This is a genomic window from Acidimicrobiia bacterium (assembly GCA_030584185.1).
Classification (GTDB): Bacteria; Actinomycetota; Acidimicrobiia; order Spongiisociales; family UBA11373.
In genome coordinates this window covers 2,043,019-2,067,006 of sequence record CP129495.1, presented here as the reverse complement: position 1 = coordinate 2,067,006, position 23,988 = coordinate 2,043,019, and the positions used below count along the sequence as shown (strand labels likewise).

The 23,988-nt window shown below is 69.2% G+C and carries 23 protein-coding genes and 2 tRNA genes; 9 read left to right on the top strand and 16 right to left on the bottom strand.

Annotated elements, in window-relative coordinates:
* The first annotated feature begins 59 nt into the window (after positions 1–59).
* The 3 genes from QY307_10700 to QY307_10690 are packed head-to-tail and all read left to right on the top strand — an operon-like array spanning position 60 to position 2,585.
* Positions 60–869, top strand: coding sequence for a lamin tail domain-containing protein (locus QY307_10700; protein ID WKZ82534.1), 810 nt, complete (start codon positions 60–62; stop codon positions 867–869).
* Positions 866–1,876, top strand: coding sequence for a GTP 3',8-cyclase MoaA (moaA, locus tag QY307_10695; GenBank protein WKZ82533.1), 1,011 nt, complete (start codon positions 866–868; stop codon positions 1,874–1,876). The genes QY307_10700 and moaA overlap by 4 nt, the downstream gene beginning before the upstream one ends.
* A 37-nt stretch (positions 1,877–1,913) precedes the next feature.
* Positions 1,914–2,585: a hemolysin III family protein gene (locus QY307_10690; GenBank protein ID WKZ82532.1), complete on the top strand. Its 672-nt coding sequence runs from the start codon at positions 1,914–1,916 to the stop codon at positions 2,583–2,585.
* A gap of 4 nt (positions 2,586–2,589) precedes the next feature.
* Here the strand turns inward: QY307_10690 and QY307_10685 are convergent, their stop codons facing one another.
* From QY307_10685 to QY307_10660, 6 genes are all read right to left on the bottom strand, one after another.
* Positions 2,590–4,050: a DUF2079 domain-containing protein gene (locus tag QY307_10685; GenBank protein ID WKZ82531.1), complete on the bottom strand. Its 1,461-nt coding sequence runs from the start codon at positions 4,048–4,050 to the stop codon at positions 2,590–2,592.
* A gap of 55 nt (positions 4,051–4,105) precedes the next feature.
* On the bottom strand, positions 4,106–5,596 hold the full coding sequence (locus QY307_10680; GenBank protein WKZ82530.1) for a DUF2079 domain-containing protein: 1,491 nt from the start codon (positions 5,594–5,596) through the stop codon (positions 4,106–4,108).
* Positions 5,597–5,675: 79 nt separating this feature from the next.
* Positions 5,676–7,232, bottom strand: coding sequence for an L-glutamate gamma-semialdehyde dehydrogenase (gene pruA, locus QY307_10675; protein ID WKZ82529.1), 1,557 nt, complete (start codon positions 7,230–7,232; stop codon positions 5,676–5,678).
* A 95-nt stretch (positions 7,233–7,327) separates the two neighbouring features.
* The gene (locus QY307_10670) at positions 7,328–8,611 is read right to left on the bottom strand and encodes an MFS transporter (GenBank protein WKZ82528.1); all 1,284 of its coding nucleotides are present in this window, start codon (positions 8,609–8,611) and stop codon (positions 7,328–7,330) included.
* 54 nt (positions 8,612–8,665) lie between these two features.
* Entirely contained in the window at positions 8,666–8,797 is a 132-nt protein-coding gene (locus QY307_10665) for a hypothetical protein (GenBank protein WKZ82527.1), read from the bottom strand.
* Positions 8,798–8,868: 71 nt separating this feature from the next.
* A complete protein-coding gene (locus tag QY307_10660) occupies positions 8,869–9,498 on the bottom strand; it encodes a phosphoribosyltransferase family protein (GenBank protein WKZ82526.1) in 630 nt (209 codons plus the stop codon).
* 42 nt (positions 9,499–9,540) lie between these two features.
* Between QY307_10660 and QY307_10655 the strand changes: the two genes are divergently transcribed.
* Positions 9,541–10,473 (top strand): diacylglycerol kinase family protein, encoded by a 933-nt coding sequence (locus QY307_10655; protein WKZ82525.1) that lies wholly within the window; start codon positions 9,541–9,543, stop codon positions 10,471–10,473.
* Here the strand turns inward: QY307_10655 and QY307_10650 are convergent.
* Positions 10,470–11,654 (bottom strand): hypothetical protein, encoded by a 1,185-nt coding sequence (locus tag QY307_10650; protein WKZ82524.1) that lies wholly within the window; start codon positions 11,652–11,654, stop codon positions 10,470–10,472. The two genes, QY307_10655 and QY307_10650, sit on opposite strands and share 4 nt — an antisense overlap.
* Complete coding sequence (locus QY307_10645; protein WKZ82523.1) at positions 11,651–13,057, bottom strand: 50S ribosome-binding GTPase; 1,407 nt, start codon at positions 13,055–13,057, stop codon at positions 11,651–11,653. Before QY307_10645 ends, QY307_10650 begins: the two co-directional genes overlap by 4 nt.
* 143 nt (positions 13,058–13,200) lie before the next feature.
* On the opposite strand from QY307_10645, the gene QY307_10640 reads away from it, so the two are divergent.
* The gene (locus QY307_10640; protein WKZ82522.1) at positions 13,201–13,863 is read left to right on the top strand and encodes an HD domain-containing protein; all 663 of its coding nucleotides are present in this window, start codon (positions 13,201–13,203) and stop codon (positions 13,861–13,863) included.
* Here QY307_10640 and QY307_10635 read toward each other — a convergent pair.
* Positions 13,860–14,645, bottom strand: a complete 786-nt coding sequence (locus QY307_10635; GenBank protein ID WKZ82521.1) for a PD-(D/E)XK nuclease family protein — start codon at positions 14,643–14,645, stop codon at positions 13,860–13,862. The genes QY307_10640 and QY307_10635 overlap by 4 nt on opposite strands.
* A gap of 80 nt (positions 14,646–14,725) precedes the next feature.
* On the opposite strand from QY307_10635, the gene QY307_10630 reads away from it, so the two are divergent.
* Positions 14,726–16,756 carry a VanW family protein gene (locus QY307_10630; GenBank protein ID WKZ82520.1) on the top strand — a complete coding sequence of 677 codons (2,031 nt, stop codon included), beginning with the start codon at positions 14,726–14,728 and terminating at the stop codon, positions 16,754–16,756.
* A 9-nt stretch (positions 16,757–16,765) separates the two neighbouring features.
* Here the strand turns inward: QY307_10630 and QY307_10625 are convergent, their stop codons facing one another.
* On the bottom strand, positions 16,766–17,068 hold the full coding sequence (locus QY307_10625) for a hypothetical protein (protein ID WKZ82519.1): 303 nt from the start codon (positions 17,066–17,068) through the stop codon (positions 16,766–16,768).
* Positions 17,069–17,080: 12 nt separating this feature from the next.
* On the bottom strand, positions 17,081–18,502 hold the full coding sequence (gene pyk, locus QY307_10620; GenBank protein WKZ82518.1) for a pyruvate kinase: 1,422 nt from the start codon (positions 18,500–18,502) through the stop codon (positions 17,081–17,083).
* A 45-nt stretch (positions 18,503–18,547) separates the two neighbouring features.
* Here pyk and cofC point away from each other — a divergent pair, with 45 nt between their 5' ends.
* The 3 genes from cofC (at position 18,548) to QY307_10605 (ending at position 21,029) form a co-directional block, all read left to right on the top strand.
* Positions 18,548–19,129: a 2-phospho-L-lactate guanylyltransferase gene (cofC, locus tag QY307_10615; protein WKZ82517.1), complete on the top strand. Its 582-nt coding sequence runs from the start codon at positions 18,548–18,550 to the stop codon at positions 19,127–19,129.
* A 4-nt stretch (positions 19,130–19,133) separates the two neighbouring features.
* A complete protein-coding gene (locus tag QY307_10610; protein ID WKZ82516.1) occupies positions 19,134–20,258 on the top strand; it encodes an FAD-dependent oxidoreductase in 1,125 nt (374 codons plus the stop codon).
* Between the two features lie 63 nt (positions 20,259–20,321).
* A complete protein-coding gene (locus tag QY307_10605) occupies positions 20,322–21,029 on the top strand; it encodes an SDR family NAD(P)-dependent oxidoreductase (protein WKZ82515.1) in 708 nt (235 codons plus the stop codon).
* Positions 21,030–21,110: 81 nt separating this feature from the next.
* Here QY307_10605 and QY307_10600 read toward each other — a convergent pair.
* The 5 genes from QY307_10600 to QY307_10580 all read right to left on the bottom strand — a co-directional run bounded on the left by QY307_10600 (position 21,111) and on the right by QY307_10580 (position 23,982).
* A tRNA-Glu gene (locus QY307_10600) sits at positions 21,111–21,186 on the bottom strand.
* 25 nt (positions 21,187–21,211) lie between these two features.
* Positions 21,212–21,282 (bottom strand) — tRNA-Gln (locus tag QY307_10595).
* 56 nt (positions 21,283–21,338) lie between these two features.
* Positions 21,339–22,784 (bottom strand): glutamate--tRNA ligase, encoded by a 1,446-nt coding sequence (gene gltX / locus QY307_10590; GenBank protein WKZ82514.1) that lies wholly within the window; start codon positions 22,782–22,784, stop codon positions 21,339–21,341.
* On the bottom strand, positions 22,781–23,545 hold the full coding sequence (locus QY307_10585; protein WKZ82513.1) for a fumarylacetoacetate hydrolase family protein: 765 nt from the start codon (positions 23,543–23,545) through the stop codon (positions 22,781–22,783). Before QY307_10585 ends, gltX begins: the two co-directional genes overlap by 4 nt.
* On the bottom strand, positions 23,542–23,982 hold the full coding sequence (locus QY307_10580) for a hypothetical protein (GenBank protein ID WKZ82512.1): 441 nt from the start codon (positions 23,980–23,982) through the stop codon (positions 23,542–23,544). Before QY307_10580 ends, QY307_10585 begins: the two co-directional genes overlap by 4 nt.
* Between the last annotated feature and the right edge of the window lie 6 nt (positions 23,983–23,988).

Below are 23,988 nucleotides of genomic sequence, written 5' to 3'. Positions count from 1 at the left end.
GGCGTCGCCGTCAGGTGCCACGGTGTGGGGTCCGGCCGCCGATGCGGTAGCGTCGCCCGATGAGGTCGACCGCCGTCTTCGTCCTGGTGGCGGCGTGTTCCGCCGGTGCCGCCCCGACCGCCTCCACCGTTCCCCGTGCCGCCGATCAGGTGGCTTCCCTGGTGCGCGTGGAAGACGGCGACTCCCTGCTGGTCGAGATCGACGGGATCGAAGAGCGGGTTCGCCTGATCGGAATCGACGCCCCGGAACGAGGCGAGTGTCATGCCGACCGCTCGGCACAGAATCTTCAGGCAGCGATCGCCAGCTCCATCGGTCTGGTCGGACCCGAAAGAGACAGGTTCGGACGGATCCTGTCGTTCGCCACCTCGGGCGACACCGACCTCAACCTGTCGGCGATCCAGAGCGGCTCGGCCATCGCCACCCTCGGTCATCCCCGAGCCGCCGAGTTCCTTGCGGCCGAGTCCGAGGCGGCGGAGCGCCGGCTGGGCATGTGGGCCGAAGACGCCTGTGGGGCGACCATCCCCCTTCCCGATGTGCGGGTGTGGAGCGTCGAGGCAGACCCGCCGGGTCGCGACGAGGACAGCCCCAATGCAGAGTTCGCCGCCGTCACCAACGGCGGGCCGCCGATCGACCTCACCGGATGGGTGCTGCGCGACGGAACCTCCAGCCACCGCTTCCGGTTTCCGAGCGGGTTCGTCCTGGAGTCGGGTGCCACGGTGTTGGTCCGATCCGGCTGTGGGACCCCGACGCCCACCGACCTCTACTGGTGCTCCGAGGAGCCGGTGTGGGGCAATCAGGGCGACATCGCCCTGCTCCTCGACGAGCGCGGCACCGTGGTCTCCCATCTGCGGTACACAGAGGCCTCATGACCGGCCCGATCGACACCCTGGGACGACCACTGCGCGATCTTCGGATCTCGGTGACCGACCGCTGCAACTTCCGCTGCACCTACTGCATGCCCAAGGAGGTGTTCGGACGCGACCACCCCTTCCTGGGGCGTGACCTGCTGCTTTCGTTCGAGGAGATCGCCCGCCTGGTACGGGCGGCGGCGCGCCTCGGGGTCACCAAGGTCCGGCTCACCGGGGGCGAGCCCCTGCTTCGCCGGGGGCTTCCCGACCTGGTGGCCATGCTGGCCGAGGTGCAGGGGATCGACGACCTCACCCTCACCACCAACGGTGCTCTCCTCGGGCGGGAGGCGGGCGCTCTCGCCGCCGCCGGCCTGCGCCGGGTGACAGTCAGCCTGGATTCCCTCGACGACGGAGTGTTCATGGCGATGAACGACGTCGGATTCCCGGTGAAGCGGGTCCTCGACGGGATCGACGCCGCCGCCTCCGCCGGGCTGGGGCCGATCAAGGTGAACGTAGTTGTGAAACGCGGGGTCAACGACGCCGGGGTGCTGGAGATGGCACGCCACTTCCGCGGAACCGGCCACATCGTCCGCTTCATCGAGTACATGGACGTCGGCCACACCAACGGCTGGCGACTCGACGACGTGGTCACCGCCGCCGAGATCCTGCGCATCATCGGCGAGGTGTTCCCGATCGAACCGATTCCTCCTGCCTACCCCGGGGAGGTGGCCAGCCGCTTCAGGTACCGGGACGGAGCCGGCGAGTTGGGGGTGATCGCCTCGGTGTCGCGTCCGTTCTGCGGAGGATGCACCAGGGCGCGGCTCTCCGCCGAGGGCCTCCTATTCACCTGCCTCTTCGCCGGCGAGGGAACCGACCTGCGCACCCCGCTTCGCTCGGGTGCCGACGAAGCCGAGATGGCTGCGGCGATCGCCGCCGTCTGGACCTCTCGCTCCGATCGGTACTCGGAGATCCGCTCGGCGGCGACCAGCGGCTGGGAGAAGGTCGAGATGTCCTACATCGGCGGTTGATCCCCCGATAATCCCGTCCCGACGGTACGGTTGCCGCATGGAGCCGCACGAGAGGGCCCGCCTCGGCAAGATGACCCACCCGGTACGCGGTTTCCTCCACGGTGGAGCCGCCCTGGCCTTCCTGGTCGGCGGAGTGCTGCTCACGGTGCTCAGCCCGGGAACCGCAGCCCACCGGCTCTCGCTGCTGGCCTTCGGCCTCAGCCTGGTGGCGCTGTTCACCACCTCGTCGCTGTACCACTCGATCCCCTGGGGTGAGAAGTGGAAGAAGCGAATGCAAAAGCTGGACCACACGATGATCCATGTGCTGGTGGCGGGAACATTCACACCGCTGGCGGTGATCGTCCTCGACGGCTGGCTGCGGCCGGCGACCCTGCTGATCCAGTGGGGCATCGTCGCCATCGGTGCCGCCCTCAAGGCCCGCACCAAGGTGGGGCGTCATTGGGTGTCGGTGGCCCTATCCACCACCCAGGGTTGGCTGGCCATCTTCATCCTCTGGCCACTGGGCCAACGGCTGCCGGCTACGGCTCTGATCCTCATCGGGGCGGGCGGGGTCATGTACACGGTGGGGATGGTGTTCCTGGTGACGCAGCGGCCCCGCCTGTGGCCACGGGTCTTCTCCTACCACGAGGCGTTTCACGTGCTGGTGGTCGCCGCCGCAGCCACCCATTTCGTCGCCATCGCCGCCTTCGTGGCCGGCTACCGCACCTGAGGCGTCAACGCCGCCGCCACAGCTCCCACGGTCCACTGCCGGCCACCAGTTCGAAGGCGTCCCGCTCTTGCGCCCACACCGCCGCCTGTTCCTCGTCCATCTCGATCGAGATGAACACGTACTCCACGGTGTCGGCCTGGGGCAGCCTCATCCCCTCGAGCGCCCGCTGTGATGCCATCCCCGGCGGACCGTAGAGCAGGGCGGAGAACGGCGTCGGGAACATGTAGACCTCCCGCCTGCGAGCCAGGTGTGGGGTGATCGACCAATGTGCCGCCACCGAGGAGTCCCCGGGAACCAGGGGGATCAGTTCCCTGGCGGCCACGGCGTTCGGGTGATCGGGATACCAGTTCAGTTCCGGAGCCCGCGAGAAGGCGAAGTCGCCCCAGAGGTATCCCGAGACCATCGCCGCAGAGAGCACGAATCCCAGCACGAAAGGCCTGATCGCCGCCCGGAAGCGTCCCACGGCGTACACCGTTCCCATGGCGAGACCGGGAAGCGCCGCCGCCGTGTAGTGGAACTCGATGTCGTGCTGGTAGGGGAAGGTGCTCAACAGGTTGCTCGCCAGCACCAGCGATGAGGTGAGGGCGATCTCGGGTGCCCTGAGGAAGATCCCGCCGAACGATGCGGTGAGCTGCCACAGGTAGTCGAGACGCCTGCCCTCGAAGGCATGGGCGACGACCTCCCACGGTCGGGTGAGGGTGGCGGCGAGCAGGCCGGCGAAGCCGCCGAAGGGCAACCTCCACGAGTTGGGGAAGGCGACTCCGGTGAGGGCGTAGATCACCAGGATCCCGGCGGCGGACGCCGCCACCGACGCCCCCACCGTGGCCAGGCCCACCCGCCGGTTTCGGCGCCAGGCCACCCAGACGCCCACCGGGATCATGACCAGGGCCACATCCTCTTTCACGAGCAGCGCCAGGGCGACGAACACCCAGTAGGGAGCCCAGCGCGATTCGTGGGCGAACCAGATCGCCATCCCCACCAGGAAGGGAAGGAAGGCGTCGGGATGGAAGTGCTCCAGGGAGATTCCCCCGGGGGCCGGGCCTGCGAGGTAGCCGACGGCGAGGACCGTCGCCGCCGCCTCGCTCTGCAGCAGGCGCCTGGCGAGGAGCCACACCGGGATGGAGCCTGCAGCGAGTGCCAGGACGTGCACGAAGAACAGGGTCCCGGTCGCCGGGAACAGCCGGAAGACCGGCGCCAGCAGGAGCAGCACGAAGGATGCGTGATCGCCGAACAGGTTGCGGCCCATCAGGGTCACGAACGGCGCCTCCAACCGCGACAGCAGCCATACCCCCTGCTCGTGGAGGCCGAGGTCGTAGTTGCCGGTGCCCAACCCGTGATGGGTACGAAGCATCGTGTGGGTGAAGTTCCACACCCACCAGACGATGACGAGCGCCAGGGCCAGCCGCCAAGGTCCGATGCGGCGGATCGCCGACGGCAACCGATCCCTCCAGGGCTGGTCTTCCACGCCCACCAATGTCCGGGAAGGCACGAGCATTACCGATCGTTGTCGAAGCGAGCGCTCAGCGGCGACGCCACAGCTGCCAGGCCTCGTTCGACGCAACCAACTGGAACGCGGGCTGCTCCCGGTCCCACACCTCGCCATCGCGCTCGTCCAGATCCGTCGGGATGAACACGTACTCGACACCGTCGGCCTGAGGCAGCCTGCTGCCCTCCAGGGCGACGACCTGGTCCTGCGGCCCGTACAACAAGGCGTAGAACGGGGTGGGGAACATGTAGATCTCCCGGCGATGAGCCAGGTGAGGTGTGATCGACCAGTGAGCCGACACCACGGCGTCGTCCGGGACCAGATCCATCAGATCGCGGGCCCACACCGCCGAAGGTTGATCTGGCGGCCAGTGGGCGCCGGGGGCTCGTGAGAACGGGAACTCCCCCCACAGGTACCCGGTCCAAAGGCTCATGACCACCACCGCCGTGAGCGCGCCTCTGCGAAAGCGGCCGGCAGGGATTCGTGAGATCGCCCACACGGTCCCCAGGGCGAGTCCGGGCAGCAGTGGGGCGGTGTAGTGAAAGCCGATCATGTGCTGGTACCCGAAGGTGCTGATCACGTTGCTCACGATCACCAGCACCGACACGGCTGCGATCTCGGGGGCGAACAGGAACACACCGGCAAAGGGGGCGGTCAGCTGCCACAGGTACCAGGGTCGCCCGTCGGCGAGCAAGTACCGGAATACCTCACCGGGCCGGCTCAGGGTGGCCGCCACGAGGCCGGTCACGCCTCCGAAAGGAATCCGCCACGCGTTGGGGAAGGCGACTCCGGACAGTGCGAACAGCACGACGATACCGAAGAGGAGGGACCCCACACCGAAGGCGAGCGTCGCCAGACCGATGGTGCGGTCCCGCCGGAACGCCACCCAGACACCCAGGGGTATGACCAGGAGGGCCACGTCCTCCTTGACCAGGAGCGCCAGCACCACGAACACGGCGTAAGGACCCCATCGGGAGGTGACGGCGAAGTAGACGGCGAATCCGAACAGCAAGGGCAACGCCGAATCGGGATGGAACTGCTCCATTGCGGTGCCACCCAGGGCAGGGTTGGCAAGGAAGGCGACGCCGAGCAACACTGCCACCGGCTCGCTCCCCAGCAGACGCCGCGCCAGCAGGTAGACCGGGATCGCTCCCCCGGCGAGCCCGATCGACTGAAAAGTGAACAGGGTCCCGGCGCCGGGAAGAAACCAGTAGAACGGCACTAGGACCACAAGGATCAGGGAGACGTGGTCACCGAACAGGTTGCGTCCCATCAGCGTGATGAACGGCGCCTCGAGTCGAGAGAGCAGCCACACTCCCTGGTCGTAGAGGCCGTAGTCGTACGCCGAGGTCCCCAGACCGTGATGGACGCGCAACGAGGTGTGGGTGAAGTTCCACACCCACCACACCAGTGCGGCTGCAAAGGCGAGTCGCCACAGCCGGTCGCTGCGGGAACCACCGAGCAGCCACGCCGAGAGGGGCTTCCGCTCCTCGACGGCCGGTTCGGGGGCGCCGCTGGTGTTCACCGCTGCGAGGGTACCGGGCACCCCTGCGTCGCCAACGGATTGCACCCGGCGACGACGGGTGGCTCGGCGGGGCCGGGGTTCAGCTGGAGACCCAGCGTTCGGAGACGGTCTTCATCTCCATGAACAGCCGCAGATAGTCGGGTCCGCCCGCCTTCGAGTTGGAACCCGACATGTCGAAACCTCCGAAGGGCTGCACACCGACCAGGGCGCCGGTGATCTTGCGGTTGATGTAGAGGTTCCCCACTCGAAACTCGCGCCGCGCCCGGTCGATCCGGTCCCGTCGACGCGAGTAGAGGCCACCTGTCAGCCCGAACTCGGTCCCGTTGGCGATCTCCAGGGCGTGGTCGAAGTCCCGGGCCGAGATCACAGAGAGCACCGGCCCGAAGATCTCGTGCTGGGCAAGTCTCGCCTTCGGGTCGACACCGGCGAAGACGGTCGGCTGGAGGTACCAGCCACCATCCATGTCGACCGCCTCCCCCCCGGCGAGCAGCCTGGCCTCGTCTCTGCCCGAGGCGATCTCGGCGAGCACCGAGCGGTGCTGTGCCGCCGAGATGACCGGACCCACCGCCTTGTTCTCCTCGGGTGGGCCCATCTCCAGAGCCGCCACACCGGCGATCACCCGCTCCAACACCTCGTCGTGGACCGACTCGACCAGGATGAGGCGTGACGCCGCAGAGCACTTCTGCCCCTGAAACCCGAAGGCGGACCGCACGGCGTCGGCGGCGGCTGCCGCGAGGTCGGCGGTCTCGTCGACGATCATGGCGTCCTTGCCGCCCATCTCCATGAAGGCCCGCTTCAGCCAGCGCTGGCCGGGATGAACCCGAGCCGACCGTTCGGCGATGCGGAGACCCACATCCTTGGAACCGGTGAAATTGATGAACCGGGTCCGAGGATGATCGACCAGGAGGTCGCCGATCTCGCCGCCCGGGCCCGGCACATAGTTGACCACCCCGGGCGGGAACCCCGCCTCGTCGAGCATCTCCATCCAGCGCGCACCGAGGACCGGCGTGTTGGAGGCCGGCTTGACCACGACGGTGTTGCCGGCGAGGACCGGGCCCATGGCCATTCCCACCAGGATCGCCCCGGGGAAGTTCCACGGCGGGATGACGACCCCGGCACCGATCGGAACCAGGTGCGACTCGTTCTCCTCGCCCGGCACGCTCATCACCGGGATGGGCTCGGCCATCTCCAGAGCCTGCCGGGCGTAGTAGTCCACGAAGTCGATCGCCTCGGCCACGTCGGCCTCGGCTTCGGCCCAGTTCTTGCCTGCCTCGAAGGTCTCGATGGCGGCCAGTTCGAACTTGTTACGACGCATGATCGCCGCCAGCTTCATCCCGAGGCGAGAGCGTTCCAGGGCGTCGAGTGCCGACCAGACGGCGAAGGCGGCCCACGCCGCCTCCAAGGCTGCCTCGGCCTCTGCAGCACCGCCGGATGCCACACGACCGACCACCTCTGCAGGACGAGCCGGGTTGACCGAGTCGATCCAGTCACCGGTGACCACGGTCTCGCCGGCGATCACCAGGCCGTACTCTGCGCCGAAGCGCCCCCGGACTCCGGCCAGGGCCAGCTCATAGGCGGCGCGTGCCGCCGGCTCGGCGAAATCCGAGTACGGCTCTGGTCGGTACGGCTGAAACATCGGTCCTCCTGGCGTCGTCGACTCCCAAGTATGGCCCGTCGCGGTGCCGGTCGATAACCGACGCCGCCGGCGTCGCCCGTGACCCCGGGACCTCCTCAGCCGGCCGCCACCAGGTCGGATGCAGACCACTGGCGGGGGGAGTCGTCCACCCCCTGCAGGATCAGGCGTGCCACGACGAGGAACCCGATGAGTGCACCCAGGGCGACCTCTCGGGGCAGACCGGCTGCGGTGACGATGAGCCCCCAAACCAGCGGCCCGAGGAAGGTGGCGAACCGGCCGACGGTGGCGTAGAGGCCGTAGAACTCCCCGAGATGCCGAGGCGGCGAGATCCGCTGCATGTAGACGCGATCCGCCGCCCAGGTGGCACCCAGTGCGGCGCCTCCCAGGGCACCGAGCGGCCAGGCCAATGCCTTGATCCCGGCGGCGCCGGCGGCGACTCCCATCGACATCGCCACCATCCAGGCGTAGAGGACGCCGTGGAGGAGCCGGCGCGGCCCGAAACGGTCCACATACCGGCCCCCCACCGCCCCGCCGAGTATTGCGGTGGTGATGGCCACCGTCAGCAGTGCCTGGAGCTCGCCGGAGGTGAAACCCAACTCCTCCTTGGCATAGATGGTGAGGAACCCGCCGATGAGTGTGTTGACGGCATCGGTGTAGAAGAACCTCCCGACCAGGAAGCGGGCCACGCCTCGGTGGAGGCGGGCGCGTCTCCACGAGGCGGCAAGCCGCCGCACGCTGGAACCGATCCCGGGCGGCGGTCCCGCCTCGGCGACCCGCGGGCGCTCCCGAACCCAGAGGAAGGTGGGGATGGCGAAGACCAGGAACAGCACGGCGATCACACGGAACACCGTGGCGGGGCCGTGAGAGTCGAGCAGCAGCGCCCCGACGCCCACGGCGATGAACGATCCGAGGTAGCCGACGGCGATCCCGAAGCCGGACACCAACCCCACGTTGGCCGGGGTCGAGACCTCGGGGAGTAGGGCGTCGTAGACCACGGAGCCGAGGTTGAACCCGATCAGGGCGATCGAGAACAGGATGAGCGAGGGCACCACGCCGACCGAAGCGAGAAAGAAGGTGGGCACCACGGCCACCAGGGTCAGGGGCATCAGGTATCCGCGCCGTGATCCGCGGTGATCGCTACGAGCGCCGATCCACGGGCCCAAGAAGATGACCACCACCATGGCGGCATCGACGGCGAGCGTGAGGGCCAGGTCGGCGGTGTCGCCCCGGGTAAGCCAGGAAGGCAGCCCCGAACGGTTGTCGGTGAGCCACTCGGCGAAGAAGAGTGAGCCGACGCCGAGGGCGAAGATGGTGTTGGCCAGGTCGTAGACGGCCCACGAGGCGACGCTGCGTCTGGTGGGCCGCCAGGTGTTCTCCACCGGTGTCAAGGTAACAGCGGCCGAACGAACTCTCGGCCTCTGCCACGGCGACACTCAGGCTGCTGCCGGCACCGCCGGATGGCACCAGGAGCAACCGGGCTCCGGGCAGCGATCCACCACATCGGCGTCGAGGAGACGCACGAAAAGGGACAAGGCGGCTTCGTTCATCGATCGTTCCTTCTTCATGGTCACAACGTACAACGCGGCAGTGACATGAACCGTTCCCACCCCATCCACATGTTCGGGGAAGGATCGAACTAGGCCGGTGGGCGACCCAACAGGCTGAGCACCTCGTCGTCCGGCACCTGACCGAAGTCTTCGAAGAACTCTCCGACGGCGCCGAACCGAGCCGGCTGCAGCGGGCACACCATCTCGTCGACCAGGGCCGCCAGCCGCGCCACCGTGTCGGGAGGTCCCACCGGGATGGCACACACCAGGCGGTCGGGCCGGCCGCCGCGGGCCCTGCCCAGGGCGGCCTCGAGCGTGGCACCCGTCGCCACCCCGTCGTCGGCGACCACGATGGTGGCACCCTCGAGTGGTGGCACCGCCCCGAACACCGACTGACGGCGGGAGGCCTCGGCGACGGCGACCTCCACCGCCCGGTCACAATCTGCCGGTGACAGGCCGAGACGATCGAGAAGCCCGCGGTCGAGGGTCGGCTCGGCGCCGGGAGCCACCGCTCCTATCGCCAGCTCCTGATTGAACGGTGCTCTCACCTTCACCGCCACCAGGGCCCCCAGGCTGCCACCGAGAGCATCTGCGATCTCGGCGGCGACGACGACGCCTCCTCGGGGAATGCCCAGAACCACGGGTCGGGTCCCGGCGAGGTGGGAGAGCAACGACCCCAGGAGGCGCCCAGCGTGCCGTCGATCCTCGAACCTGCGCACCACCCGAGCCTACCCGCAGTACCACACCGGTAGCCTCGACGAATGCGCAGCATGCTGCTGATCGCCAACCCGGCAGCCTCGGGCTTCAACTCGTCGACCCACCGCGAGGTGGTGGGGATCCTCGGCGAGGCCTTCCGGGTGACCTCGGTGTGGCCCGACGGACCCGAGGCTGCCGAGGAGACCGCCACCAGGGCCGCCGGCGAGGGCGTGGAGGTGGTCGCCGCCATGGGCGGCGACGGCATCGTCCATCGGGTCGCCAACGCACTGCACGGCTCCTCTGCCGTCATGGCGGTGATACCGGCAGGCACGACCAACGTGTTCGCCCGGCTGACCGGGCATCCTCGCTCGGCCCGGAAGACGGCGCGCGTCCTGGCCGGGTCGAATCGGATCCGCCTGCTTCCGGTCGCCCGGCTCCACGCCGTTGCCGGCAGCGGGTCTTTCGACCGTATCGCCGTGTTCGCCGCCGGCGTGGGCTTCGATGCCGAGGTCATCGCCGAGTCCGATCGCAGGCCCCTCAAGAAGGTGGGGGCAGGCGCCTGGCACTACGCCTCCAGTGCCCTACGAACCGCCCGCCGCTTCAGCAGGAGGCGTCCCGAACTCCTGGCCACGGTCGACGGCGAGACCGTGGAGGCGGTGACCCTGATCGCGCAGGTGGGGGAACGATTCACATACTTGGGGAGGCGCTCCCTGTCGCTGCATCCTGCCGGCGGTCCCAGTGCCCTGGCCGTGCAGCGAGTCGACCCTCTCCGCCTGCTTCGGGTGATCGCAGCCACCGGCCTGCGCCGTTCCCCCGACGGCATCGCCGGGGTGAACACCTGGCACCCGATCTCTTCCATCGAGGTCGTCGCCCAAGGGCCGGTCGCCTTCGAGGCAGACGGCGAGACGTTCGGACGGGTGGACCGTCTCTCTCTGGAGATGGTCCCGGACGGGCTGAGCCTGTTGGACCCCTCCGAGTCCGGTGCCGACAGGGACTAGGTTCGCCTGCCGGCTCTCAGCCTGGAGCCCGCCTCTTCGGTCTCCACGGCCAAACCGGCGACGGCTGCGGCGAGAGCGGCACGCTCCCACAGCAGCAGGCGCAACGGGGCGCCGATGGACCGCTGAAGCTCGGCGGCGATCGCCTCGCCGCCTCCTGCGGCGAGAGCGCGTCGGACACCCTGCTCGATCCATTCCGGCGGGCACTCCCTCCGGATCCGAGCGCCGAAGGTCCGGCCCGCCTCGACCGAGAGCCTGGCCACCATCCGCTCGACGACGACAAGGGCCTGCTCGACCCGATGCGGACCGCAACCGGGCCCGCCGAGCGCGATCACCTCGGAGCACGCCTCCGACCAACGATTCTCGAAGTCGAGGCTCGCCACCTCGGCCACCCCCGCAGCCTCGGCCACCCGGCCTGCCGTGTCCCTGACCGCCTCCACGGCCCGGCTCAGGTGGAGCCGTTTCTCGTCGAGCCGGCCTGAGAGGTGCGCCACCAGGTCGTCCACTCCCAGCGGTGTGCCCACCGGAGGCGCTGCCGCGGTGAGGAACACCGCCGGGTCCGAGAGCCCGGCATCGAGGAGCAGCGACTCGAGGTGCTCCGCCAGCGCGGGACGATCCAGGTCCGGAACCCGGTCGACTTGATTGACCACGAAGATCATCCGGCCGGAGGCGCCGGCCATGGGGGCGATCAACTGGCCATGGACCTCGGGGTCGGCGTACTTCAACGGATCGAACACCCAGACGAGCAGGTCCACGAGCGGCAGCACCCCCTCGACGAGCCGGCGATGGCTCCGCCGCAGGGAGTCGACGTCGGTGAGGTCGACGACGGCCAGCCCTGCGATGCGATCCTGGGTCACGCTCTTGCGGACGTCCATGGCGTGCAGCGCCGCCACCAGCGACGGTTCGGCGTCTCTCGGGACCCATGCGATCGGCTCGACCGTGTGAGGGCGCAGCGATCCGGTGGTGGAGACCTCCTCGCCGGCGATGGCGTTGAGCAGGCTCGACTTGCCCACACCGGTGCCCCCGATGAGAGCGGCGACGAGCGTCGCCCCGAGGTGGCCGACCTCGCGGCGCGCCCGAAGCGCATCACGACGCGCCGTCGCCAGGTCGGTCTCGGCCAAGCCTCCGTCGGCGAGCGCCACCACCAGATCGAGCCCGTCGACCAGGTCGACGATGTCGCTCATCCAGCCTCCAGGGTGAGGGATTCGAGAGCCTCCGGCCGGGACGGGCCTCCCAGCGACCCCGTGAACCGGGCGCGATCGGCCTGGAGCACGCCTTCGATCTCACCAAGGAGCGAGTCCCTGGCGGCAGCGGCACCTCCTGGATGCCGATCGATCAGCCGGGCCTGCGCCGGCGTGACGGCGGCGGCAGGATCGGCCACCGCCCGGCAGAGGGCTTCCATCAGCCGGCGCCGACGGCGTCTGCCCCAGAACAGGCCATGGGCGCCGGCCCGCCGCAACACCTCGCCCTGCCACCAGGCGAACCTCTCCGCGGCTAGCCCGGGAGTCTCCGGGTCGTGCACCCACATCGAGGTCGGTAGGCGATCGCCCAGCTCCTCCCACCGGTGGGCGGTCCGCAGGGCCGCCCGTCCGGCATGACGGGTGACCGCCGTCGCCATCAGCGCGAACATCTCGTCCGGATCCGAACCCGGGGCGTACTCCCCCGCATCGATCGCCACCGCCAGGGTCCGCGCGGCGCCGGCGTAGGCGAGAGCTGCTGCATCGAGCCGGGCGGCGCGCTCCGCCTCGGCATCGACGAGGGCGGCCCGGAGTCCGGCGAGCAGGCGATGCAGCTCGCGACGGGCGCCGGCAGCCACCGACTGCAGCACCTCCTGGCGCACCACCGGATCGCACAGGTGATCGAGTTCCTTGCTCAGGCCGATCACCGCCTCGTCCGGGAGCCTGGAGCCGCCGTCGGCGGGAAACTCCTCGACTGCGATCACCACCCCCGGATCGCCGGAAGGGATCACCTCCGCCTGCGCCAGCTTGGCGGCGAAGTCGGCGACCAGCGGGCCTTGGTCCTCCTGCGCGGTCGGGAGGCGATTGAGGACGAACGCCTGCCACGAACCCCGTCGCCTCGCCCTCCGGGCGAGTGCCAGGCCGGCTTCGTCGGCGTAGCGCCGAGCAGAAGCCACCAGCACCACGCCATCGGCGGCGTCGATGAGCTCTTCGACGACCGAGGTACCGTCCCCGTCCCCGATTCCGGGTGGTGGGGAGTCGATGAGCACCACGCCGCCGGGCGGAGACTTCAGGGTCTCCACCAAGAGCCCCGGCAGCCGGGAGCGAATCCCATCGAGCACCGGCGGCATCGGCCCACCGGTCCATGCCACCGGCTCGGTCGTCGTGGGTCGCCGGGAACCCGCCGCAGTCACCGTTCGATCGGCAAGGGAGTTGATCAGCGTCGATTTCCCCGTTCCCGACGGCCCCATGAAGACGACCACGAGGGGGCGGTCCGGATCCGAAGACGCCGGCCCCATTCGCTCGGCCAAGAGCCGCCTAGCCTTCAGGGCCGCCGCTCCCAGACCGGGATGCGACACCAGGCTCTCCAGGACGGCAGCCAGGGCCTCCGGCGGGGGCGTGTGGGTCATCGGGCGATTGTGGCACGGAGGGCACGACCGAAGCATCCCCCGGGCGGTGGCACCTAGAAGTACGCGAAAATCCGCGACGCCAGGCACGCCCATCCGTAACCTGCCTCCATGCTCACCACCACGAGACAGGGGCGGGTACGGCGATGATCCCGGGAGCGGTCGGAGAGATCGCGTCGGCGGTGGTGGCCAAGCTGCTGGCCGTGGTCCGCATGCGTGATCCGGAGCTGGCCGACCACGGAGTGCGCACCGCCCACGTCGCCGCCGCCGTCGCCACAGAGATCGGGCTGACCGGCGCTTCGGTGGACCGCGTCTACCTGGGCGGCCTGCTCCACGACGTCGGCAAGCTGGGCGTGCCCGAGGAGGTGTTGTGGAAGCCGGAGGGACTCGCCGCCAAGGAGTGGGGCACTGTGCGCACCCACCCAGAGGCCGGTCATGGGCTGGTCGCCGACATCGTCGATCCCGAGGTGGCCGCCTGCGTCCTGTATCACCACGAGCGGATGGACTCGGACGGGTACCCGTTCCGCCTCGACCTCAGGACGCTTCCGCTGGCGGTGCGAATCGTCCAGGTCGCCGACGCCTTCGATGCCATCACCTCGGTGCGCCCCTACGCCGGCGCCGTGGGCTCCAAGGCCGCCGTGGCCGAGATTCGCCGATGTGCCGGTGAACAGTTCGACCCCGACGTCGTGGCCGCATTCGAACGACTGCTCTCGGGGTCCGACCGGGATACGGGGCTCATCGCCCTGAGCGCCGAGAAGGAGCCGCCGGCGGGGGGGACGCTGGGCGGGATGTTCCGCGCCACCGGCTAGTCACCGAGGATGGCGCCGGCAGAGGCGCCTTCCGAGCACTCGGCGAGCAGCGGGCACCACCGACACCAGGGCCCGGCGATCCTCTCCAGGGATCCCCCTTGCGACCAGATCCGCCTCACCTCAGAGGCCATGTGGGCCACGCGCCCAGCAGTCTCCTGAAGGCCCGCCGCGGTCGGGACTTCGTCGATCCGCTCTCCGGAGCCCACCGACAGCGCTTCGACCCTCCCAGGAATGTCTCCACGGGCCAGCGTCCACAGGAGCGCATAGAAGGAGAGCTGCGGGACCGGGTCCCCCAGTCCAGCGGTCTTCCAGTCCACGAGGCGCACCCCGGCCTCGTCCTCGAAGACGGCGTCCACCGAACCCCGGAGCACCACCCCCGGAGACGGCTCAGCCTCGAGCATCACCTCGGCGCCGACGAAACCTTCGATGCCCATGGTCTTGAAACGCTCGTACAGCCGACCCACCTCGTCGACCACCTCCGCCAACTGGCTCGGCTTCAACCCCAGGCCCGCCAGCTTGGCGTTCATCGACGTCCCGATCTCCTCACGGCAGGCGGCCGGGAACTCCGTCTCGGCGATCGGGCCGCCCGACAGGTGGCGGGCGAACACACGGTGGGCGAGCCCTCCGACGAACGACGCCCGCGACTCGGGCCCGTACACGCCGCGCAACCTTCCCGCCGCCTGCTCGGGACACCGCTCAAATGCGACATAGGCCGTGGCGCTGAGCGTCATCGGCTCGCCCGGCGGCACCTCCGGAAACTCGATCGGGCCGAACTTCGTCATTCCCGCCGATGGTATCCCCTACCCGCCGCCCCGACCCGAGTCTCCCAGGGTGGCTTACAATCCCAGCCCCGGGATCCACCATGCCCAAGCCACTCCGTCTCGCCCTGCTGATCGCCGCCGTGCCCATTGCCCTCTGGGTGTGGGTCGGGGCGGTGTTCGCAATGGATCGAGCCTCCGACAGGGGTGAGGTCCTGGGAAGGGTCACCGTCGGCGACCTGTCACTGGGCGGTCTCGACGAGTCTGAGGCGTTGGCTGCGATCCGGTCGGTCGAGGCCGCCCTCGGGGCCGAGCCGATCCTGGTGACCATCGAGGGCACCGAGTTCACACTGCTCCCTTCCCAGGTGGGATTCGATCTCGACGAGGAGGCTCTGCTGGCCCAGGCGATGCAGGTCGGACGCCCCGGTGGCTTCCTGTCCGACCTGAACTGGTGGGTTAGGCACCTCGGCGGGGGCGGCACCCATCGCCTCGAGATCGAGGGCAGCTACAGCCGGCCGGCACTCGAAGGGCTTCTCTCCATGTGGGAGGGACAGGCCATCAACGATCCTCCACAGGAGGGCGGGATCACGGTCACCGGCGGGGAGATAGCCGCGGTGTACCCGAAGGCCGGCACCGGATTGGCGCTCGCCGCCACCGCCGACCTGATCGAGGCCGAGATACTGGGTCAGCGACAGCCGGTGACGGCGGTCACCGAGTTCCGCACGCCGTCTCTGCAGGATGCCGACATCGACCTCGCCGTCGACCGGGCGCGCACCCTGGTCTCCGGGCCGGTGACCCTCGCCAAGATCATCCCGGAGATCACTTTGACCATCCCGCCGGAAGTCCTTCTGCAGTCGATCGCCAGCAGGATCACGGGTCCCACCGACGACCCCGAGGTGGATCTCTTCTTCCAGGTGGGGCCCCTGGTCCAGTACCTGAACCCGATCAGGGCAGACGTGGAGACCGAACCGGTCGACGCCCAGATCGTGATTCGCCCCGACGACGTGCCGCTGATCCTCCCCGGACACAATGCCCTCCTCGTGGACGACGGCCACCTGCCCGACTCGGTGATGCAGGCGGCGACATCGGTGACCCGCACAGCCGCCCTGCCGACGCGGGATGGGACCCCGCCCACCTTCACCACCGCCGAGGCCGAGGCCCTGGGGATCCGCAATCTGCTCTACACCGCCACGACCTTCTATCCCTGCTGCGGCGACACCAAGAACCGCAACCGGATCATCAACATCCACCGCATCGCCGACGAGGTGAACGGGGCGATCGTGCTGCCCGGCGAGACCTTCTCGCTCAACGAGTACGTGGGACGCAGGACGGTCGAGGACGGCTACCGCGCCGCCGGCGCCATCGTCGGCCCGATCGTCTACTGCTGCGACCATCCGGCGAACATCGGCGGCGGGGTGAGCCAGTTCGCCACCACCCTGTACAACGCAATCTTCTGGTCCGGTCTGGAGGACATCGCCCACAGCCCGCACAGCCTCTACATCAAGCGGTACCCCATGGTTCGTGAGGCGACCCTGGGTTGGCCGACGCCCGACGTCGTGTTCCGCAACGACACCGAGTTCGGCATCTACATCAAGACCGAGTACACGGATGACAGCGTCACGGTCAAGTTCTTCGGGGACAACGGCGGGATCGTCGTCGAGTCGGAGACCTCGGAGAAGCACAATCTGGTCGAGCCGTTCGAGTACCTCGAACCAGACCCGACGGTCAACCCCGGCGAGCCCCAGGAGACCGACGACGGCGAGGCCGGGTTCACCGCCGACGTCACCCGGACCATCACCTACCCCGACGGCACGGTCAAGACCCGCAAATGGACCTGGACGTACGACCCCCATCCGATCAGGATCCTGGTCCATCCCTGTGAGCTCCCCGAGGACCATGTCCAGTACGAGCCGATCCCATGCCCGGTCAAGGTCCCCAACCTGGGGAACATGACCATCGCCGAGGCCAAGGCGGCCCTGCAGACCCTCGGCCTGGTCTACGCCGAGGGTCCGCCGTTCGAGGTCAACGATCCGCTGATGGTTGGCACGGTGCGGGCACACTCTCCCGGCCCGGACACCTGGCTGGAGGTCGGCGAGACGGTGACGGTGAGGATCGGGGTGCTGGTCGAGGAGTGAGCCCTCGAATCAGGCTTCGTCGTAGAACACGAAGAAGTCGGTGATGATCTGCCGGACCACTTCCAGCGAGTCGTCATCCCAGCCCTGGCCACGACGCAACACGACCTGGCTGGATGCGGCGAAGACGTTCTCGAGGCCGTCGACGCCCTCGAAAAGGCGCCCCGCAAGGTCCGCGGGAAGCGTGCCGCCGGCAGCGGCCTCATCGGGGGTGGCGAATCCGGCTCCGTCCTGACCGGTGATGCTGCGATCGGTGTCGATCACGGCCACTTCGTCGATCACCGTGGTGTCGTGAATCGCTATCGGCTTGCCCATCGCGGCGCCACTCTAGACCGCGGCCGAGGTGCCACCCACCGTGTGCAGCTTGAGCAGGTTCGTGGAGGCACGCTGGTTGGGGGGGATCCCGGCGACCATGGCCACCCACTCCCCTGGAACCACCAGACTCCGCTCCAGGAGCACCCTCTCCGCTTCGGCGATCATCTCATCGGTAGAGGCGTATCTCGGAAATAGCAGCGGTGTGACCCCCCAGACCGCAGCCAGACGCCGGTAGGTGGCTTCGATCGGGGTGAAGGCGACGATGCGGGAGTTGGGCCGGAATCGGGACACGAGCCGAGCGGTGTTGCCGCTCTCGGTGAAGGCGACCACCGTGGCCAGGCCGAGGTCGCTGGCGGTCTCTGCGGCGGCGTGGGCGATCGCCGTCGGAAAGGGGATGTCGTCCTCGAGGAATCCGTCGGTGACCCGCTGCGGGTAACCGGGCGTCTGCTCCGCCTCCCGACAGATGGCGGACATGACCTCGACCGTGCGCACCGGATAGCGACCCACGGCGGTTTCGGCCGAGAGCATGACCGCATCGGAACCGTCGAGCACGGCGTTGGCCACGTCGGTGACCTCGGCACGGGTCGGGCGGGCCGAGGTCACCATCGACTCCAGCATCTCGGTTGCGGTGATCGAGAGCGCACCCGCTGCTCGGGTCCTGGTGATGATCTCCTTCTGCACCCGAGGGAGCTTCTCGAACCCCATCTCCACGCCGAGATCGCCCCGCGCCACCATCACGCCGTCGGCCTCGGCCAGGATGTCGGCCAGGTTCTCATAGGCGTCGACCCGCTCCACCTTGGCGATCACCGGCACTTCCCCGGCGATGGCCCTGACCGAGCGGATGTCGGCGCCGCTGGTGACGAAAGAGGCTGCCACCAGGTCGACCCCGGCTTCCAGCCCAAAGGCGAGGTCCACCTCGTCCTTGGCGGTCACCGCCGGGAGACCGATGGTGGCGCCGGGGAGGGCGACCCCCTTGTGGTCGGCCACCACCCCACCGGAGGCCACGATCGCCACGATCTCCCCGGGCCCGACCTTCTCGACCAGCAGACCCACCATGCCGTCGGCCACCAGTACCCGGTTGCCCGGGCCGAGCTCGATCGAGTCCAGGTGCTGCACGAATATCCGATCCGGACCACCCTCGCCCTGTCCGGGGACCAGCGACACTCGCGACCCGACCTCCAGCTCGATCGATCCGCCAGGGAAGGTGCCCACCCTGATCCGGGGTCCCTGGATGTCCTGGAGGATCGCCACGGCGCGGCCCTGGTCGCGGGCCGCATCGCGTATCCAGCCGATGGCCGCTCGATGCGAGTCGTGGTCCCCGTGACTGAAGTTGAGCCGGGCGACATCGAGGCCGGCCTCGACCATCGCCGCCACGATCTCGGCAGTGGCGGACGCCGGCCCGATGGTGGCGATGATCTTGGTCTTGCGGGCCATGGCCCGGTCACGATACCGGTACCCGGGGTGACGTAGGCTGCACCGGTGCTGGCTGCCATCCCGCTCAAGGCGTTCGACCTGGCGAAGGAACGACTCGATCCGGCGCTGTCGCCCGACGAACGCAGCGCGCTGGCCAAGGGGGTGGCAACCCGCGTGGCCCGGGCCTGCACCCAAGCCGGGCTTCGGACAGCAGTCGTCACCGGCGACGACGCCGTGGCGGCATGGGCCACGGAACTGGGGCTGGAGGTGATAGCCGATCCCGGCGGTGGCCTCGATGCCGCGGCATCCGCCGTGATCGGCGCCGCTGACGGGTCGTGGGTTGTGGTCCATGGCGACCTTCCCCTGCTCACCGCCGAGAGCATGCGAACCGTGTCTCTCGGGGTCGCAGAGCGACACCTGGTCCTGGCCCCGTCGCGTGACGGCGGCACCAAGTTGGTTGCCGGGTCGGGCAGCTTCGAGTTCGCCTACGGCCCGGGCTCCTTCGCCCGTCACCTCGGGCGCGCTGCCCACCGCAACCCCCTGGTCATGATCGGTGCCGCCACCGCCGTCGAGATCGACACGCCGTCCGATCTGGAGGCGGCCCGATCCCACCGCGACGGGGCATGGCTGGCGACATTCCTATCCTGAATCGATGAGCAGCGCCATCGTCCTCGGAGGTGGGATCGTCGGCACCGCTGCCGCCTGGGACATGGCGCGACGCGGCCACCAAGTCACCGTCGCCGACCAGGACCTGACGGCGGCGTCGGCGGCAGCCGAAGTCGCCGGAGCCACACCGGCCGAGTTGGATGCCCGCGACGGTGATGCGGTCCGCCGGATGCTCGACCCCCATGACATCGTCGTGTCGGCCCTCCCCTACTCGTTCGGCATGGCGATCGCATCGGCTGCGGTCGACACCCGCACCCATTACTTGGATTTCGGTGGCAACCCCAGCATCGTCGCCGCCCAGCGCAGCCTCGACGCAGCGGCGAGGGAGGCCGGGATCGCGGTGATACCCGACTGTGGGCTGGCTCCGGGGATGGCCAACGTGCTGGCGACGGGCGCAGTGGAGGCCATCGGGGAAGGGCCGATCGACGAGGTGCGGCTGCGCGTCGGCGCCCTCCCCGCCCATCCGAGAGGCGCCCTCGGCTACCAGCTGGCATTCAACCCCGCCGGGCTGATCAACGAGTACGCCGAACCGTGTGAGGTGCTGCACGGCGGTGTGCGCGAAGAGGTGGAGCCCCTGACCGAGATCGAAGAGATCGCCTGGGAGGGATGGGGGCCGCTCGAGGCGTTCCACACGGCGGGCGGGTCGTCGTCGCTCCCCGATCGCTGGGAGGGTCGGGTCGCGTCGCTCGACTACAAGACCCTGCGATTCCCTGGCCACGCAGCGATCATGCGGGCGATGCTCGAGGTGGGGCTGTTCGACGAGGATCCTCAGCCCGGCACCGGGGTCGCCCCGAGGAGCGTCCTTCTCGAGGCACTGGCGCAACACCTGCCTCGCGGAGCCGAAGACGTGGTGCTGGTGAGGGTGTGGGCAGTCGCCGACCGGGGCGGTCGGCGCCGGGTGGTCGGCCACCAGGTGGAGGACCGCCATGACGGCACCTTCTCGGCATTGGCCCGCACCACGGCCTTCCCCACCACCGCCCTGGCGCACCTCCTGGCCACCGGCTCGGTCTCGGTGCGCGGGGTGGCGACCATGGAGGAGTCGTTCCAGGCCGAGGAGATGATGGGGGCCCTCGCCGAGGTCGGAGTACGGGCCACTCCGATCCCGGACTGAGCGCCGGCCGGGAAGACTCGGTCGACACCGGTACCATGCCGCAGTAGGCGGCGAGGAGCGGACTTGGACCACCCCGTAAGCATCATCACCGGAGGTACCGGCGGTCTGGGCCGAGAGGTGGCCCAGCGGCTGTCGATGAGAGGTCACCGACTGGCCATCACCTATCTGGTTCCCGAAGAGGCCAACGAGGTCGAGGAGCTCCTCGGCCTCCCCGAAGATCGGCTGCTGCTGAAGCGGGTCGACTGCTCGGACTCTGCCGCCATGGACGCCTTCGTCACCGAGACCGTCGAGCGATACGGCGTCATCAACGTCCTCGCCTGCCTGGTCGGCGGTTGGGCCGGCGGTCGCGACGTGGAGGACACCGACGACGTGCGCTTCGAGAGGATGATCGATCTCAACCTGCGGCCATCGTTCAACGCGGCGCGCGCCGCCCTCCCCCACCTGAGGCAGGCCGAGTGGGGAAGGATCGTGATGGTCGGCAGCCGTTCTGCGGTCGACCCACCGGCCGGCCAGTCGATGTACAACGTGGCCAAGGCCGGCGTCGTGGCTCTCGCCCGAAGCATCGCCGAGGAGGTGACCGACTCCGAGGTGACCTCCAACGTCGTGCTCCCGTCGCTGATCGACACCCCCGCATTCCGGGAGATCGTCCCCTTCGCCACCTACGTCGACTGGCCGACACCTTCGCAGATCGCAGCCGTGATCGACTTCCTGGCTTCCCCCGAGGCATCGGTGATCAACGGCGCCGCCGTGCCCGTGTACGGAAAGGTCTGAACGGCTTGTCGCCGGGCGGGGACTGACGGCCTGGCTCGGCTCGTGTAGATCACCCCCCACGGCGGTTCCGTGGGGGGTGGCTGGTAGCCCCGACCGGATTCGAACCGGCGTTACTGGCTTGAGAGGCCAGCGTCCTGGGCCGCTAGACGACGGGGCCGAGTGGCGGCTGACGCCGCCCCTCGCTCGGGGGGAAGGATTCGAACCCTCAATAACGGGACCAGAACCCGCTGTGTTGCCATTACACCACCCCCGAAGGGCGCCAAATGGTAGCCCCGGGCACGACCGATCCAAGCCGGACACCGACGGGTGTCAGGCGAGTAGACCGGATGCTCGATCGAGGCGCCCCAGCACGGTTTCTCGATGGAGCACCGCGATCGACTCGAACAGCGGCGGGCTCACCTTCGAGCCTGTGATGGCCACCCGCAGTGGCTGCAGACCCCGCTTGGCCGACAGGCCGGTGGATTCGAGCATCGCCCGCAGCGCCCCCTCGATGCCCTCGGCGGTCCATTCGGCGTCGACGAGGGCGCTCCTCCCGGCAGCAAGCGACTCTCGGGCCCCGGGGCCGGCCATCACCTCGTCCCAGGACGCCTGGTCGAGCTCCACCTCCTGCCCGAAGAGGAACCTCACCTGCGCAGGCACCTCGTCGAGGAGGCGAGCCCGCTCCTGGACGTGAGGCAGGATCGACTCCAAGGAGGCGGCTTCGGTCTCGGTGAGGCTCCGGTCCAGGTCGGCTTCGACGAGCGGCCGGGTCGCCTCGGCGAAGTCGGTGGCGGTCATTCCCCTCAGATAGACGCCGTTCATCCACTCCAGCTTGGCCACGTCGAACACCGCCGGATTCCGGGAGACGGCGCCCAGATCGAAGAGGGCGACCATCTCATCGAGGGACACGATCTCTCGGTCCTCGCCCGGCGACCAGCCGAGGATGGCGAGAAAGTTGACCATCGCCTGGGGAAGGAACCCGGCCTCCCGGAACGCCCGCAGGGCGGTGTGACCATGCCGCTTGGAGAGCTTCTTGCCATCGGGCCCGTTGAGCAGCGACAGGTGGGCGTACCGGGGGGGAGGAGCGCCGAGGGCCTCGGTGAGCAGCAGGTGCTTTGGGGTCGACGACAAGATGTCCTCCCCGCGAATGACATGGGTGATGCCGTAGTCGACGTCGTCGACCGTCGAAGCCAGGTGGTAGGTCGGGGTGCCGTCTCCGCGCAGGATGATGAAGTCGTCCACGTTGGAGTGATCGAACACCACCTCTGCGCGAACCTCGTCCTCGAACCCGGTGGCTCCCGGCCGGGGGACGGAGAAGCGGATCGGAGGAGGATCCCCGGCGGTGAGGCGCCGTTCGGCCTCCTCGGGCTCCAGGCGATGTCTCCCGTCGTACACGGGCGACTCCGAGCGCAGTGCGGCGCTGCGTCTGATCTCCTCCAACTGCTCTGCGGTGGCACCGTCGTGGTAGGCGTGCCCGGCGGCAACCATGTCGGCCGCCACCTGGCGGTAGCGGGCGAAGCGTTCCGACTGCCGGTAGGAGCCGTGCGGCCCGCCCACCACCAGCCCTTCGTCCCAGTCGAGACCGAGCCAGGCGAGGCCGTCGAGGATGTCCTGCTGGTACTCGGGTGCGTTGCGCTCCAGGTCGGTGTCGTCCGAGCGCAGCACGAACACCCCGCCGTTGTGCCGGGCGAAGAGCCAGTTGTACAAGGCGGTGCGGCAACCGCCCACGTGCAGATGGCCGGTGGGCGACGGGGCGAACCTCACCCGAACGGTCATCGGCCCGCCACCACCGGATTGGAGAGGATTCCGATGCGCTCGATCTCGACGTCGACCCGGTCGCCGGCTCCGATCGGACCGACCCCGGCCGGTGTCCCGGTGAGGATCACGTCCCCGGGGAGCAGCGTCATCACCCTGGTGACGAAGGCGAACAACTCGCCCACCGGGAACACCATGTCGGCGGTGTTGCCCTCCTGACGCAGCACCCCGTCGACCGAGCAGGTGATGCCCAGGTCGGCGGGATCGATCTCGGTCTCGATCGCCGGTCCCAGCGGACAGAATGTGTCGAATCCCTTTGCCCGCGCCCATTGGCCGTCGCGCGCCTGCAAGTCGCGAGCGCTCACATCGTTGCCCGCCGTGTATCCGAGGATGTAAACCGATGCGTCGTCGGCGGCCACGTTGCGGCTCACCCTGCCCACGACGACCGCCAGCTCGGCCTCGTGGTGGACCTCCGACGAGTCGGGTGGGAGCACGATGGCCGCTCCGGGCCCGATCACCGCCGTGGACGGCTTGATGAAGATGACCGGCTCCTCGGGAACCGGTGCTCCACGCTCGGCGGCATGGTCGACGTAGTTGCGCCCCACGCAGACCACCTTCGTCGGCAGCACCGGGGCCAGCAGCCGGACGTCGTCGAATGCCACCACGGTCTCGGTGGGCTCCCAGGCGACCAGAGGCGAGCCCCTGTGGAGGCGAACACCTTCGGGCTCGACCGCCCCATAGGCGATCTCGTCACCCGCCAGGGCCATCCGAACGATCTTCACCGCGGCGACATGGTGGCGGTGAGGCGCTCAGCCGGGATCGAGGCGACCAGGGCGCGCAACCTGCCGTGATCGTGCGCCACGCCGGCCAGGGCGGGGGCCGTGGAGTCGTCGAGGTCGAGCAGATCGATCGCAACGTCGAGGTCGTCGGCCATGGGACCGCGCCCCAGGGCCGACGCCCTGGCCGCCGCCACGGAGGCGACGGCGGCGACGACATCCCGGCGCAGGTGTTCGTCACCGGGCAGCGGGCGACCGCTGGCAAGGCGAAGGGCGAACCCGGCGTCGGGCCCGGTCGTGCCGAACGCTCCCCCCCAGGGCACCTGCGACGGTTCGGTCAGCTCCCCTGGACGGTCCGGCGACCAACGCCGAGGAGCCGGCGGGTGGGTGGTGGGCCGGGGAAGGTGCTCCATGGAGTGCGACAGGTTCGGCTGCTGGCCCACGAAACC